This window comes from Streptococcus sp. KHUD_017 (assembly GCF_054861245.1).
Map to the genome: position 1 here is coordinate 979168 of NZ_CM142175.1, position 13742 is coordinate 992909.

15 protein-coding genes are annotated in these 13742 nt (G+C 39.8%); 3 read left to right on the forward strand and 12 right to left on the reverse strand.

Annotated elements, in window-relative coordinates; translation table 11 throughout:
- Nucleotides 1-35: 35 nt before the first annotated feature.
- Both ACVAMZ_RS04795 and ACVAMZ_RS04800 read right to left on the reverse strand, forming a co-directional pair.
- Nucleotides 36-485 (reverse strand): SprT family protein, encoded by a 450-nt coding sequence (locus ACVAMZ_RS04795; protein ID WP_414268222.1) that lies wholly within the window; start codon nucleotides 483-485, stop codon nucleotides 36-38.
- Nucleotides 472-2601, reverse strand: coding sequence for a Tex family protein (locus ACVAMZ_RS04800; RefSeq protein ID WP_414268223.1), 2130 nt, complete (start codon nucleotides 2599-2601; stop codon nucleotides 472-474). The genes ACVAMZ_RS04795 and ACVAMZ_RS04800 overlap by 14 nt, the downstream gene beginning before the upstream one ends.
- Before the next feature lie 155 nt (nucleotides 2602-2756).
- Here ACVAMZ_RS04800 and ACVAMZ_RS04805 point away from each other — a divergent pair, with 155 nt between their 5' ends.
- The 3 genes from ACVAMZ_RS04805 to ACVAMZ_RS04815 are packed head-to-tail and all read left to right on the forward strand — an operon-like array spanning nucleotide 2757 to nucleotide 4606.
- Entirely contained in the window at nucleotides 2757-2888 is a 132-nt protein-coding gene (locus ACVAMZ_RS04805) for an SPJ_0845 family protein (RefSeq protein ID WP_000268695.1), read from the forward strand.
- A complete protein-coding gene (locus ACVAMZ_RS04810; protein WP_461684165.1) occupies nucleotides 2889-3794 on the forward strand; it encodes a permease in 906 nt (301 codons plus the stop codon). It begins immediately after the preceding gene.
- A complete protein-coding gene (locus ACVAMZ_RS04815) occupies nucleotides 3791-4606 on the forward strand; it encodes a TIGR03943 family putative permease subunit (RefSeq protein ID WP_461684166.1) in 816 nt (271 codons plus the stop codon). The genes ACVAMZ_RS04810 and ACVAMZ_RS04815 overlap by 4 nt, the downstream gene beginning before the upstream one ends.
- Before the next feature lie 140 nt (nucleotides 4607-4746).
- Here ACVAMZ_RS04815 and ACVAMZ_RS04820 read toward each other — a convergent pair whose 3' ends face one another.
- The 10 genes from ACVAMZ_RS04820 to ACVAMZ_RS04865 form a co-directional block, all read right to left on the reverse strand.
- On the reverse strand, nucleotides 4747-5160 hold the full coding sequence (locus ACVAMZ_RS04820) for a type II toxin-antitoxin system death-on-curing family toxin (RefSeq protein ID WP_461684167.1): 414 nt from the start codon (nucleotides 5158-5160) through the stop codon (nucleotides 4747-4749).
- On the reverse strand, nucleotides 5157-5393 hold the full coding sequence (locus ACVAMZ_RS04825) for an AbrB/MazE/SpoVT family DNA-binding domain-containing protein (protein WP_000260607.1): 237 nt from the start codon (nucleotides 5391-5393) through the stop codon (nucleotides 5157-5159). The genes ACVAMZ_RS04820 and ACVAMZ_RS04825 overlap by 4 nt, the downstream gene beginning before the upstream one ends.
- A gap of 63 nt (nucleotides 5394-5456) precedes the next feature.
- Entirely contained in the window at nucleotides 5457-5579 is a 123-nt protein-coding gene (locus ACVAMZ_RS04830; RefSeq protein WP_461685184.1) for a hypothetical protein, read from the reverse strand.
- A gap of 8 nt (nucleotides 5580-5587) precedes the next feature.
- Nucleotides 5588-6364, reverse strand: coding sequence for a nucleotidyltransferase domain-containing protein (locus tag ACVAMZ_RS04835; protein ID WP_461684168.1), 777 nt, complete (start codon nucleotides 6362-6364; stop codon nucleotides 5588-5590).
- 109 nt (nucleotides 6365-6473) lie between these two features.
- The gene (aguB, locus tag ACVAMZ_RS04840; RefSeq protein WP_461684169.1) at nucleotides 6474-7349 is read right to left on the reverse strand and encodes an N-carbamoylputrescine amidase; all 876 of its coding nucleotides are present in this window, start codon (nucleotides 7347-7349) and stop codon (nucleotides 6474-6476) included.
- A gap of 9 nt (nucleotides 7350-7358) precedes the next feature.
- On the reverse strand, nucleotides 7359-8444 hold the full coding sequence (gene aguA, locus ACVAMZ_RS04845) for an agmatine deiminase (RefSeq protein WP_461684170.1): 1086 nt from the start codon (nucleotides 8442-8444) through the stop codon (nucleotides 7359-7361).
- Nucleotides 8441-9568, reverse strand: coding sequence for a carboxynorspermidine decarboxylase (nspC, locus tag ACVAMZ_RS04850; protein ID WP_461684171.1), 1128 nt, complete (start codon nucleotides 9566-9568; stop codon nucleotides 8441-8443). Before nspC ends, aguA begins: the two co-directional genes overlap by 4 nt.
- Nucleotides 9568-10827: a saccharopine dehydrogenase family protein gene (locus ACVAMZ_RS04855; RefSeq protein WP_461684172.1), complete on the reverse strand. Its 1260-nt coding sequence runs from the start codon at nucleotides 10825-10827 to the stop codon at nucleotides 9568-9570. The genes nspC and ACVAMZ_RS04855 overlap by 1 nt, the downstream gene beginning before the upstream one ends.
- Nucleotides 10824-11684, reverse strand: a complete 861-nt coding sequence (gene speE, locus ACVAMZ_RS04860; RefSeq protein WP_461684173.1) for a polyamine aminopropyltransferase — start codon at nucleotides 11682-11684, stop codon at nucleotides 10824-10826. Before speE ends, ACVAMZ_RS04855 begins: the two co-directional genes overlap by 4 nt.
- Nucleotides 11685-13139: an aminotransferase class I/II-fold pyridoxal phosphate-dependent enzyme gene (locus ACVAMZ_RS04865; protein WP_461684174.1), complete on the reverse strand. Its 1455-nt coding sequence runs from the start codon at nucleotides 13137-13139 to the stop codon at nucleotides 11685-11687.
- Nucleotides 13140-13742: the final 603 nt, after the last annotated feature.

Genomic DNA, 13742 nt, shown 5'->3' on the forward strand with positions numbered 1-13742 from the left:
TGAAATCAGTATAACATGAACCAAAACTACTTGCATCAGTCCTTAGGCGTATTTTGCAAAATGAGTTTACCACGACAGAGACCACAACGATAGCGTTTGATATCAATTCGTCTCTTTCGTTGATAGGTTTGGTGACAAGTCTGACAAGTATAGACTAGAACGGGTGTTTGACTGACACTTGATAAGGGTGGAACAAAGCGGAGCCCGTCTACTTCTTTTAACAGTTTCTTAAAGACTACATCTTTATGTTTATACCCTTTGCCCTCATAGTATAGATGATAATGACAGAGTTCGTGACGGACAATTTTCCGAAAAACCTCTAAACCAAGTTCTTGATAGACTTTGGGATTAAAATCCAAATGCCCATCCTTTGGAAAGAATCGCCCACCTGTCGACCGTAGGCGAGTATTCCATTGAGCTTGGTGTTTGAAAGGTTTTCCAAAGTCTTCTAAAGAAACTTGTCGAACGTAATTAGTTAGATTCATCTGGTGCAAGGAGCGACAGATTTACTTTTTCTCGTTGGACATCAATCTTCTTCACCCAAACAGTTACCAAATCACCAACTGAAACGACTTGACTCGGATGTTTGATGAATTTCTTGCTCATATGAGAGATATGAATCAGGCCATCCTCGTGAATACCAATGTCAACAAAGGCACCGAAGTCAACGACGTTACGAACAACTCCCTCAAGTTTTTGTCCAACTTTTAAATCCTTGATATCCAAGACATCCTGACGAAGGACTGGAGCATCAAAAGAATCACGGAAATCACGTCCTGGTTTTAAAAGATCTGCAATAATATCTTTGAGAGTTTCTTGACCGAGGTCTAATTCTTGGGCCATTTCCTTGATTGAAATAGATTTGAGTTTGGCTTGCGCTTCTTCATTTAGGTCTTTAATGTCCAAACGTTTGAAGAGTTCCTTAACAGCAGCATAGTTTTCTGGGTGAACACCTGTATTGTCAAGGATATTGCTACTTTCCGGGATACGGAGGAAACCTGCAGCCTGTTCAAACGCTTTAGCACCTAAACGAGGAACTTTCTTGATTTGGGCGCGTGAAGTGATTTTTCCTTCTTCTTCACGGTACTTGACGATATTTTCAGAGATTGTTTTGTTAAGCCCAGCTACGTGCGAAAGTAAGGCTGGACTAGCTGTATTGACATTGACACCGACTTGGTTAACTACTGTATCAACAACAAAGTCCAGACTTTCAGACAGTTTTTTCTGACTAACATCGTGCTGATATTGACCGACACCAATCGATTTGGGATCAATTTTAACCAACTCAGCAAGTGGGTCTTGCAAGCGACGAGCAATAGAAATAGCAGAACGTTTTTCAACAGTTAACTCTGGAAACTCTTGACGAGCAAGTTCACTAGCTGAGTAGACAGATGCCCCGCTCTCATTTACAATGACATAGCTAACCTCAGGAAAATCTTTAAGTACTTCAGCGACAAAGGCTTCGCTCTCACGACTAGCAGTACCATTACCGATGGCAATGATTTCCACGCCATATTGACCAATCAAATCTGCCAAATCTTTCTTTGCTTCTTCAATCTGACGAGCTGAAGCTGGTTTGACGGGATAAATGACTTGCGTTGTCAACATCTTTCCAGTCGCATCAACAACTGCAAGCTTGGCACCCGTACGAAAGGCAGGGTCAAATCCAAGGACCACGCGCCCTTTAAGAGGTGCGACAAGGAGAAGATTTCTAAGGTTTTCTGAGAAGAGTTGAATAGCTCCTTCTTCTGCCTTTTCTGTTAATTCTGTACGAATACGTCGCTCAATAGCTGGTAATACTTTTTTCTTAACAGATTGCTGAACGACTTCATCAATATAGGCATTCTTAACCTTGAAACGAGCAGCAAAGAAAGATTGGATACGATCAGTCGCATGCTCAAAGCCAATTTTCAAAATGCCTAGCTTCTCACCACGATTAAGGGCAAGCGTACGGTAACCTTGCATGTTTGCAACTGTTTCTGAGAAATCGTAATAAATCTGAAAGACTTGCTTTTCATCAAGACTCTCATCTTTGACTTGAGAAGTAATCTTAGACCGTCTAAGTACCTCTTGATATGTCATTGAACGTAAATGAACATCCTCGGATAGTGCTTCAACCAAGATGTCTACAGCCCCAGCCAAAGCTTCTTGAGGAGTTTCGAAACCTTCACGGACAAATGCTTCTGCTTCTTTTTCTAGATTAGAAACATTTTGTAAAATTAAACGAGCAAGTGGAAAAAGTCCAGCCTCACGCGCAATCGTTGCCTTGGTCCGACGTTTCTCTTTATAGGGAAGATAGAGTTCTTCTACATCAGCTAGTTTTTCAGCTGCTAAAATAGCTTCTTCTAACTCCTTAGTTAGCTTGCCTTGTTCTTTGATTTTGGCTAAGACAGCTTCTTTACGATCATTAAGAGCAGTTAGACTTTTATCAAGGTCTATAATAGCCTTAATGGCCACTTCATCCAAGCTACCAGTCATGTCTTTCCGATAACGAGCGATAAAAGGAATAGTTGCTCCTTCTGCTGTCAAAGACAAGACAGTATCAATCTGCTTTAAAGTTACACCCAAATCTTGGGAAATTTTTTCATATTTTTTATCCATGAAACTATTATACCATAAGGAAGAAAGCTTGTTTTCATTAATTTGATGCTTTCATTCAACTTTATAAAGATAAAAGCCATGTTTATTTTAAAATCCAAACATTTCTTAGAAATAATAGTATAATAGTCTTAACTAAAAGAATCGAGGTATGCCTTATGGCTGTTAAATTTACAAAAACTGATGACTTAGATAAGATGTTCGAAGAATTCGCTAAACTCCCTGACTTGAAGCAAGTAACATTTCCAGATGACAAAGAAAAGAAAGATAAGGCAGAAAAGAAAAAATAGATGACACTCTTTCAAAGTTTCCCTTCTAGTGTGCTACAAGCTGGCGCCATCTTTCTTTCAATTATCATTGAAGCTTTACCGTTTGTCTTAATCGGTAGCATCATCTCTGGTGCCATTGAAGTCTATGTCACACCTGAGAATGTTTATAAGTTTCTCCCTAAAAATCGCTTGGGGAGAATCTTTTTTGGTAGCTTCATTGGTTTTCTCTTTCCTTCTTGTGAATGTGGAATCGTTCCTATCATCAATCGCTTTTTAGAAAAGAAGGTTCCAAGCTATACAGCTGTTCCCTTTCTAGTAACCGCTCCTATCATCAATCCCATCGTACTTTTTGCGACTTATTCAGCCTTTGGTAATTCATTTAAAATGGTTTTTCTAAGAGCTTTGGGCGCTATTCTAGTTGCTACTATATTGGGTATCTTTCTTGGATTTTTCTGGGAGGGACCTATCCAAAAGGAAAATAGATTGGCTTGCCATGAGCATGATTTTTCTCACTTGAGTAAAAGTCAAAAAATCCTTCAGGTATTCATTCAAGCTATTGATGAATTCTTTGATATGGGACGTTATTTGGTCTTTGGCTGTCTTTTTGCAAGTATAGTCCAAGTCTATGTTCCAACTCGTATCCTGACATCCATCAGTGCGACACCACTGCTCGCTATTGTTCTTTTGATGGTCTTGTCCTTTCTTCTATCACTCTGTAGTGAAGCGGATGCCTTTATCGGATCTTCGCTTCTCTCTAGTTTTGGCTTTGCTCCAGTGCTTGCCTTTCTGGTTATAGGTCCCATGCTTGATGTCAAGAACCTACTCATGATGAAGAATTATCTTAAAACGCGATTTATTTGGCAATTCATGGCAATTGTAACTCTTGTTGTTCTTGTCTATTCTTATCTAGTCGGGGTGATGCTATGATTCGATTTTTTATCTTATTTGGCTATTTTATCTTAACCCTTTATCTGCACCTATCAGATAAGCTCAATCAGTATATAAACCTCCACTACTCTTATCTGGCTTATATCAGCATGGTTTTGTCATTGTTACTAGCCATCGTTCAAGCCTATATTTGCTTCAAGCGTTTGAAAGAACATAGTCACTTACATAGTTTTTCAGCCAAGCTTGCTAGTTTTGTCCTCTTAAGTTTTCCCTTGTTAGTTGGATTTACCTTTCCAACCGTCACTCTGGATTCACAAACAGTATCGGCAAAAGGATATTATTTTCCTTTGTCGGAAGGAACTGACAAGGCAATCCAAGCAAGTGAAGGAACGAGCAGTCAGTATCTTAAGCCGGATACTAGCAGATTTTATTCAAAAACTGCTTATGAAAATATTGTTAGGAAGACTGCTGATAAATACTTAGGCCAATCAAGCATTGTCATCAAGGATGAGAATTACTTGGAAGTCATGGAGGTCATCTATGATTTTCCAAATGAATTTGAAGGTAAGGAGATTGAGTTTACTGGTTTTGTCTACAATGATCCCAATTACGCCAATAGTCAATTTGTCTTTCGTTTTGGTATCATGCACTGTATTGCTGATTCGGGTGTTTTTGGTCTCTTGACTACAGGAAATAGCAATCAGTATGAAAATAACACCTGGGTCAGAGTCAAAGGTAAGATTAGCAATCACTATCACAAAGAACTCAACCAAGTCCTCCCAACCCTTGAAGTCCAGTCCTTTATCAAAGTAGACAAACCCGAAAATACTTATGTTTACAAAGAATTTTAAAAAGTAGCCTGAGAGGGCTACTTTTTCTTGTTTAGTAAGATTGAATGTTTGACGTATTCAAAAGATTAGTTTTCTGAATTACAGAATTCTAATACTATCTGTTTATCTATTTTTTACTTATAGGATTTAAATATCCAATCTTAAATTTGGCCATTAGCTCTAAATGAATGTTCAGAGATCCATTTGGTGTAGCTAGCTAACCTTTCATCTGTTAAGGATTCTACTGCGATAGTTACACACATATCGACCGCTTCTTCAACTGTTACAGAAAAACGATAACCATTTAACTGTAGAAATTTCACCAAAACAAAGAAAGCAGTTCGTTTATTAGCGTTAGCAAAAACATGCTTCTTGATCAATTGGACAAATAGTATCGTTGCCTTATCAAAAATTGTTGGATAAAGAGGTTTACCGAAGACAAATTGTTCTGGTAAATTGACAATCATATTTAAGGCAGAAGGACTAACTGTTTGAATTTTTTCATTAGGTGAATACCGTTGAATTGCTAAAGCATTGATTTTTTCAATTTGTCTTTCTGTCAGATAGACTGTCATTTTTCCACCAAAGCTTTGAAAACATCATCGTATTCGTCAAAAATTTTGTCCAAATTTAAGTCAAAGGCATCATCAGATACATAAGAAATCTGATGTCCAGACTCTTCGGGAGTAAAGATAATTTCACCACTTGGTAACAATTTTGCTTCGTATTTAACACCACTTGGAATATTGAATTCGCTTGGAATGGTGATGGTGATTGAATTTCCTTGTTTTCTTGTTTTTACTACCATCTGATTTCCTCCTTTGAAGTATTATAACAAATAATTACCGTAATTACAATGACAGAATATCAGTTAAAATAATTCAGCTTGAGAAATTTCTGCTAAGAACTCATCCGAATAAACCGAATAAGCATTTGGATCAGGCGCTTGGTGGTCGTTCATTGCTTGACCATATCTACAAGTCCATTTTCCCATAATTAACCTCAGTCACGACTTAATTCTTCAAGGAAAAATTGATTGAGAGCTTTCCAGTCTTTCTTTTCCTCTGTAACACTTTGGACGTAGTCATCCAGCTCTTGGATATTTTTGATGATAAAGTCCTGAATTGGCTCTATCGGCTCAATTTCCATTCCTTCAGGTCCCTTTAACTTGATATCAAGCAATCTAGACACATGCTCTTTCATTTCATCAGGGAGGAGTTCTTTGACCAAATCATCAAACAAAATCGGTGGAACAGAATGATGTTTTTCAATCCAACGACAAGCTAAAATAGGACGTAGAGCATAGAAGTACTTTTTAGGTTTGACCTTATCTCCTGAAAGATACTTATTCATTTGAGTTCTAGCAGTATTCAAGTAATGGTGGAGCATCTTTTTCTCGGAAAAATACTGACTGACAAGCGGACGGATACGGTTAATAAAATCTGCATCTTGCTGGTAAACGATTGGCGACTGTAACCACTCAAAGAGGGTTGGATTTGACTTATAAAGCAACTTTAAAGCCTTGTCCAAATCCCAGCCACTCACATCCCAAGTATCGTCAATTGGTAGTTCGATGACATCGCGATGATCGTTCAAGCTTAGATAAAAATCTTGCTTATGCTTGTATACAAAACGCACATCAAAATCACTATCCGGAGACTCAAAGCCCCAAGCGCGACTACCAGACTCAATTGCCCACAAAACAGTAACATCATAATCACGCTCAATTTCTGCTAGTTTTTCAGGTACTAGCACATTCATTTCTTCTGGTGTTTGCATGGTGGTTCTCTTTCCTATTAACTTCTTATACCCCATTTTATCAGATTTCTAATACATTATCAAAAATTATTATAGTATATATAGAAAAAAGCCTATAGTAGGCCTTTTCTCATCTGACAATATCTTTATACATGTCTGGTCTTCTGTCTCTAAACAAGCCCCAGTTTAGGCGTTCATTTGCTCCCTTGTCAAGGTCATAAGTTGTTAACAAGATAGCTTCGCCTTGTCGTTCTGCTTGAATCAAGATAGCTCCTGTTTCATCGGTCATAAAAGAAGAACCGTAAAAGTTAAGGCTAGAACTTTGACCACCGTTTTCCTCGCAAGGTTGTACTTCTTCCAAACCATAACGATTGGCAGCAATAACTGGGACAATATTTGCTGCTGCGTGCCCTTGCATGGTACGTTGCCAATGACCACAACTATCTGTATCCAAAATTGGTTCCGAACCAATGGCTGTTGGATAAAAGAGAAATTCTGCACCATTTAAGGCAAGGCAACGGGCTGTTTCAGGGAACCACTGATCCCAACAGATCCCAATACCGATTTTCGCATAGCGAGTATCCCAAACTTTGAATCCTGTGTTGCCAGGCGTGAAATAAAACTTTTCTTGATAATAATGGTCATCTGGTATGTGTGTCTTCCGATAAACGCCTAGCACTTCTCCATCTGCATCAATGACAGCTATCGAATTATATAAGACATTACCATCTTTTTCATAGAAACTGATTGGTAAAACGACCTTTAATTCCTTGGCAATCACTTTGAAATGCTGAATTGCCGTATTTTCTGACACCGACTGGGCATACTGGTAGTAGTCATATTGACGTTCCTGACAGAAATAGGGACGTTCAAACAACTCAGGTAAGAGAATAATTTGCGCACCTTGATCTGTAGCTTGACGGACCAAACGTTCAGCTGTTTGGATATTCGTTTCCACATCCTTAGCGCATTGCATCTGAATAGCTGCAACCTTTACATTTCTCATCTTTTTCTCCTATTCTGGAATTTGTTGGGTAATACAGTGGATATTTCCACCACCTAAAAGAATATCTCTTGCAGGGATTCCGACAACTTCACGGTCTGGGAAACACTTACTCAGGATATCCAAGGCCACTTGGTCGTTTTCATCCTGAAATTGTGGCACCAAGACAGACTTATTAGCAATATAGAAGTTCACATAGGATGCTGCTAAACGCTCACCAGCATAGCGTTCCTCTTCGCCTTCTTCATAAGTATAGCCCGGCAAATCTTCTTCCGTCACTACTTGATGGATAGCTGGAATCGGAAGTTTATGAATGGTAAAGGAACGCCCCTTTGCATCTGTTTCCGTCTCTAAAAGAGCTAAATCGGCCGCAGACATGGCATACTGGGGATCGTCTTGGTCGTCCGTCCAAGCTAAGACAATCACTGCTGGGCCAACAAAAGCTGCTACATTGTCGACGTGTTCATTGGTTTCGTCCTGATAAATACCGTAAGGTAGCCAGATGACTTTTTCAGCTCCAAGGCTCTCTAGTAAGGTATTTTCAATCTCTTCTTTAGTCATATGAGGATTGCGACCCGGACTGAGCAAGCAGCTTTCTGTGACAAGTATGGTTCCTTGACCGTCACTGTGTATAGCTCCACCTTCTAGTACAAATGGTTTTGCATCGTAAACAGGTACCTCTAAGAATTCTGCAAAACGCCTGGCCACTTGGTCATCTGCTTCATAGTCTTGATAGAGTCCATCCACAGAACCTCCCCAAGCATTGAAAGACCAATCTACCGCTAATTTTTCCCTTTTATCATTAAGGAGAATAGTTGGACCTGTATCACGAGCCCAGGCATCATTTGTCGGAATATCTAAATAAACAACCTGGTCTCCTAGATAGGATTGCGCTTCAGATAGATAATCCTGGTCTACTAAAAGGTAGACTGTTTCCCCTTGGGCAATGGTTTTGATAATCTGGCTAAATGCTTGTTTTGCAGCCTTTCCTTGAAAAGGCCAAGATCCGGGTCGAGTTGGCCATATCATGAGAGTTCCATGATGGGGTTCATACTCTGCAGGCATACGATAACCTAATTTCTTTGGACTGTCCATCATGATAATCTCTCCTTAAAGTCTCGGTAGCCAAATTCTTTGACTAGACTGCACTCACCTTCTTTATCCATGAGATACAAACTTGGAAGCCCAATGCCGTTAAAGGTATTATTTTTGACAAATGAGTAAATAGCCATGTCTTCAAAATAGAGGCGATCGCCGATGTGAATCGGTTTTTCAAAGCTGTAATCCCCAATGATATCCCCTGTCAGGCAAGTATTTGAAGAGAGTCTATAAGTATAAGTTTTTTCTTGCGCTTCAAATCCATCTCTTAATGGTGGGCGATAAGGCATCTCAAGAACATCTGGCATATGGCAACTTGCTGAAGCATCTAACACCAAGGTCTCAATCCCATTTTCCACTATATCTAAGACTTCAGTAGCTAAATAACCCGCATTAAGTGCAATGGCTTCTCCTGGTTCAATATAAACGTCAAGGTTATAGGTTTCTCGAATACGCTTGATTTCAGAAATCAGCAAATCCACATCGTAATCTTCTCTTGTAATGTGATGTCCGCCGCCCATATTGAGCCATTTAAGGTGATGCAAATAGGTTCCAAACTGCTCTTCGACTGCTTTCAAAGTCGTTTGTAAATCATCTGCCCCCTGCTCACAGAGAGTATGAAAATGTAGTCCGTCAACCAAATCCAACAAATCACTTGGTATCTTGTCTGAAGTCACTCCAAAACGTGAACCAGGAGCGCAAGGGTCATAGAGCGCGTGGTCACCTTGCGTTGAACATTGAGGATTGATGCGCAGACCCACACTAATACCAGCATCACGACAAAGTTGACCATATTTGCGTAGTTGTCTCTCTGAGTTGAAAACAATATGATCCGATATTTGCAGTAGCTCTTCCATATCTGATTCCTTGAAAGCGGGCGCAAATACATGAACTTCTCCCGGGAACTCTTCTCTAGCTAGCTTAGCTTCAAAGAGTCCACTAGCTGTCGTACCTGACAGATACTGACTAATCAAAGGATAGGTTTTATAGAGGGAATAAGCTTTTTGAGCTAGCAAAACCTTACAACCAGCCTTTTCCTGAACCTCTTGTAGAATGCTACAATTTTCTTCTAGTTTAGCTAAGTCAATGATATAAGAAGGCGTTGATACTTGTTTTAACTTCATTAGTCCACCATTTGTGGATTTTCAACCACAACCCATGGCAAACCGTATTTATTTAAAGCATCCATGAATGGATCTGGGTCCAATTCTTCAAGGTTATAAACTCCTGGTTGTTTCCAAGTGCCATCCAACACTAATTTTGTCCCAATCATGGCAGGAACACCTGTTGTGTAAGAAATGGCTTGTGAACCAACCTCTGCGTAGCATTCCTGATGGTCGCAAACATTGTAGATGTAGATTGTCTTTTCAACGCCATCTTTGACACCAGTAAAGATACATCCGATATTTGTTTTTCCAACAGTGCGTGGTCCAAGGCTTGCAGGATCTGGAAGCAAGGCTTTCAAGAATTGGATTGGAACGATTTCTTGTCCGTTAAAGTTAATAGCATCTGTACGAAGGAGACCAACGTTTTCCAAGCATTTCATATGCGTTAGATAAGATTGGCCAAAAGTCATAAAGAAACGAATACGTTTAACACCGGGAATATTCTTTGCTAATGATTCAATTTCTTCATGGTGGAGGAGATACATGTCTTTTTGACCAACTTGAGGGAAATCATACTCACGTTTGATAGACATAGCTTCGACTTCTACCCATTTTCCATCTTCCCAGTAAGAACCTGGTGCAGAAACCTCACGCAAGTTGATTTCTGGGTTAAAGTTTGTAGCAAATGGATAACCGTGGTCACCACCATTACAGTCTAAAATATCGATATAGTGGATTTCGTCAAAGTAATGTTTGAGTGCATAAGCTGAAAAGACGCTGGTTACACCTGGGTCAAAACCAGAACCCAGAAGAGCGGTCAAGCCTGCTTCTTTGAATTTCTCTTGATAAGCCCATTGCCATGAGTAGTCAAAGTAAGCTGTAAAACCAAGTTCCTTACAACGTTTCTCATAAATAGCACGCCATTCAGGGTCTTCTGTGTCCTCAGCCTCATAGTTGGCTGTATCGATATAGTGGACTCCTGTTGCTAAACAAGCATCCATGATGGTCAAGTCTTGGTATGGTAGAGCTACGTTCAAAACAGCTTCTGGTTTGTAGCTTTCAATCAAGGCAATCACTTCTTCTACCTTGTCTGCATCAAGAGCAGCTGTTTCAATCTTAGTATTTGTTTTGCCTTCTAATTTAGCCTTCAAGTCATCACATTTTGACTTGGTACGGCTAGCAATCATAATTTCTTTAAACGTTTCGCTATCTTGGCAAATCTTTGAAATAGCAACTTGGGCAACTCCCCCACATCCAATAACTAATAAACGACTCATTTTTTTCCTTCCTCTTCTTCTAAAATGTCTTCTACATACTTAGGCAACTTGAAGGCCCCCTCATGTAAATTTGCAGTGTAGTATTCCGTAAATAACTGACGTTTTTTCCAGCCTTCCTTGTCAAAATCTTTGACAGGGTGATATTTTTTCGATGCAAATCCAAACAACCAATAGCCAGCTGGGCTAGTTGGAATATGGGCCTGATAGACCCGACTGATTGGAAAGGCTTGATTGACCTTGCGGTGCATGCTTCGGCAAGCTGACTCATCTTCGTCAAAGAAGGGACTACCATGCTGATAAATCATGATTCCGTCCTCTTTGAGAGCACGGTAACTATTGCCGTAAAATTCCTTGGTAAAGAGCCCTTCCGTATGGCCAAATGGATCTGTCGCATCGTTAATGATAATGTCGTAATCATCTTCACAATTTCTCAAAAATCTCAGTCCATTTTGGTAGTAAATGGTGACGCGAGGATCATCAAGTCCTGCAGCAAAGTCTGGAAAATATTCTCGACAAACCTCAACCAGCATCTCATCTGGTTCTACAATATCGATTTGTTCCAATTCTGGATAGAGTGTTAATACTTGGGCAACACCACCGTCACCACCCCCAATAACCAAGACTTTCTTTGGATTGGGATGGACAGCCATAGGAACGTGAACTGTCATTTCGTTGTAGACGAAATCATCCGCATCTGAGAATAAGACATGCCCATTTAAAATTAACACTTTCCCAAAAGCTGGGGTGTCCAGAACCTCGATATCCTGCCATTCACTTTGACCAGAATAAAGCTGTTTGGCTGTTCTCATCGTTAACTTAACATCTGGAGTATGAACTTCAGAAAACCATAAATCCATCTAGTTCTCCTTTCTCTCAATAACATTGATGTGATTGACCTCTGGATCTTCCGTACCTTGGAGGGAACAACCACGTTCTTTTGCAAATTGGATATAATCGACAATTTCTCGTGTAATCCGTTCACCTGGCGCTAGAATTGGAATACCTGGAGGATAGCACATGACAAATTCCCCACATACTTGGCCAATGGACTCGTCTAATGTTAAGCTTCTTCTCTCTGCATAGAATGCTTCCTGAGGAGACAGCACCAACTCTGGTTGGATATATTCTCCAGCAATCAAGTCCTTCCCATCTCGTGAATAGAGTCTCTTGATATCAGCTAAAGCACCAACCAAGCGTTCAATGTCTTGGATACGGTCACCAATCGAAATGTAGGCTAAGATATTCCCGATATCACCAAACTCAATTTGAATGTCATACTCATCTCGTAAGAGGTCATAAACCTCGATACCTGTTAAGCCAATACCCTGAGTGTAGACTGACAACTTAGTCACATCAAAATCACAAACTGATACCCCATCTACTAGTTCTTTTGAATAGGCATAGTAGCCACCGATGGCATTTATTTCACGACGTGCGTACTCAGATAGCTCAATAACTTTCTCAAAGGACTCCTTACCACGAAGGGCTAGGTTTCTACGAGAAACATCTAGACTAGCCATTAGCAAGTAGGATGCTGATGTTGACTGTGTCAGATTAATAATCTGGCGTACGTACTCAGGATTCATCTGATTGCCAACGAGAAGGAGCGAGCTTTGAGTCAAGCTGCCACCGGACTTATGCATGGATACAGCTGACATATCTGCTCCTGCGTCCATAGCAGACAGAGGAAGTTTATCTGTAAAGTGCAGATGAGCACCGTGCGCCTCATCTACTAAGACTTTCATTCCTGCGGCGTGAGCCATCTCTGTTAATCCCTTAAGATCTGAACAAATCCCATAATAGGTTGGATTGTTTATTAGGATAGCCTTGGCGTCCGGATGGTCCTTAATAGCTCGCGTCACACGCTCATTTTCAAGCCCCAAAGCAATACCGATTTTTGGATCAACACTCATCTCTATATAGATAGGAATAGCACCGCATAAAACGAGTGCATTAATAGCTGATTTATGGACATTTCGAGGAAGGATGATTTTATCACCTGATTTACAGGTAGAAAGAATCATGGTCTGCACGGATGAAGTTGTCCCACCAATCATCAAAAAGGCATGAGCAGCACCAAAAGCTTCTGCCGCTAGCTCTTCCGCTTCTCTAATAATCGAAATAGGATGTCCTAGATTGTCCAAGGGCTTCATAGAATTGACATCAATACCAACGCATTTTTCCCCTAAAAGTTCCACTAATTCTGGGTTACCACGGCCACGCTTATGACCTGGTACATCGAAAGGTACAATTCTTTTTTTTCGTAACTTGACCAGTCCCTCATAAATAGGAGCTTGGTTTTGATTTAACATTATAGAGACATACTCCTTTATCATAGTTTTTTTCACCTTGTGTAAGGCTCTAAAGGATACTTATGAAAAAAGAGCAGGTTGGCACCTGCTCTACAATCTACTGACGTGTTTATGTTTGTTTCTTTTGAGTATGTCTGTTCCTGATGTTTCCTAACTCTCTAGTAGCAAATATTACGTACTTTATTGATCGTTTCACAAGATGACGTGTGCTTTCACCACACTAACAAATGTATACGAATTAGAACTAATGTCCTAACATCAACTTATAAAAGTAGGCTTTTAACCCTATCAATAATATGGCTTTTCAACCACGCTTCGGCATTCAACCCTGCCTGTCCGTAGGCATTTTTTACTCGGGTTTATATTTGCTAGAAAACATCATCTCATTTTCTAAGCTTTATTACTATATCATGTTTTCATTATCTTGTAAAGTTTTTTTAGAACTTTTTTAAAATGATTTATTATTTAGTTCGTCTAATTTGTTTAACCAAGAAATGGAAATCGTTTTAAATTAAAATCTAATAATAAAAAAAGGAACTAATACTCAATGAAAATCAAAGAGCAAACTAGGAAGCTAGCCGAAGGCTGTACTCGAGTACGGCA

Excerpts from the sequence above, each read along its gene's own strand:
- ACVAMZ_RS04795 (WP_414268222.1), bottom strand. The coding sequence starts at position 485 with ATGAATCTAACTAATTACGTTCGACAAGTTTCTTTAGAAGACTTTGGA.
- ACVAMZ_RS04800 (WP_414268223.1), bottom strand. The coding sequence starts at position 2,601 with ATGGATAAAAAATATGAAAAAATTTCCCAAGATTTGGGTGTAACTTTA.
- ACVAMZ_RS04805 (WP_000268695.1), top strand. The coding sequence starts at position 2,757 with ATGGCTGTTAAATTTACAAAAACTGATGACTTAGATAAGATGTTCGAA.
- ACVAMZ_RS04810 (WP_461684165.1), top strand. The coding sequence starts at position 2,889 with ATGACACTCTTTCAAAGTTTCCCTTCTAGTGTGCTACAAGCTGGCGCC.
- ACVAMZ_RS04815 (WP_461684166.1), top strand. The coding sequence starts at position 3,791 with ATGATTCGATTTTTTATCTTATTTGGCTATTTTATCTTAACCCTTTAT.
- ACVAMZ_RS04820 (WP_461684167.1), bottom strand. The coding sequence starts at position 5,160 with ATGACAGTCTATCTGACAGAAAGACAAATTGAAAAAATCAATGCTTTA.
- ACVAMZ_RS04825 (WP_000260607.1), bottom strand. The coding sequence starts at position 5,393 with ATGGTAGTAAAAACAAGAAAACAAGGAAATTCAATCACCATCACCATT.
- ACVAMZ_RS04830 (WP_461685184.1), bottom strand. The coding sequence starts at position 5,579 with ATGGGAAAATGGACTTGTAGATATGGTCAAGCAATGAACGACCACCAA.
- ACVAMZ_RS04835 (WP_461684168.1), bottom strand. The coding sequence starts at position 6,364 with ATGCAAACACCAGAAGAAATGAATGTGCTAGTACCTGAAAAACTAGCA.
- aguB (WP_461684169.1), bottom strand. The coding sequence starts at position 7,349 with ATGAGAAATGTAAAGGTTGCAGCTATTCAGATGCAATGCGCTAAGGAT.
- aguA (WP_461684170.1), bottom strand. The coding sequence starts at position 8,444 with ATGATGGACAGTCCAAAGAAATTAGGTTATCGTATGCCTGCAGAGTAT.
- nspC (WP_461684171.1), bottom strand. The coding sequence starts at position 9,568 with ATGAAGTTAAAACAAGTATCAACGCCTTCTTATATCATTGACTTAGCT.
- ACVAMZ_RS04855 (WP_461684172.1), bottom strand. The coding sequence starts at position 10,827 with ATGAGTCGTTTATTAGTTATTGGATGTGGGGGAGTTGCCCAAGTTGCT.
- speE (WP_461684173.1), bottom strand. The coding sequence starts at position 11,684 with ATGGATTTATGGTTTTCTGAAGTTCATACTCCAGATGTTAAGTTAACG.
- ACVAMZ_RS04865 (WP_461684174.1), bottom strand. The coding sequence starts at position 13,139 with ATGTTAAATCAAAACCAAGCTCCTATTTATGAGGGACTGGTCAAGTTA.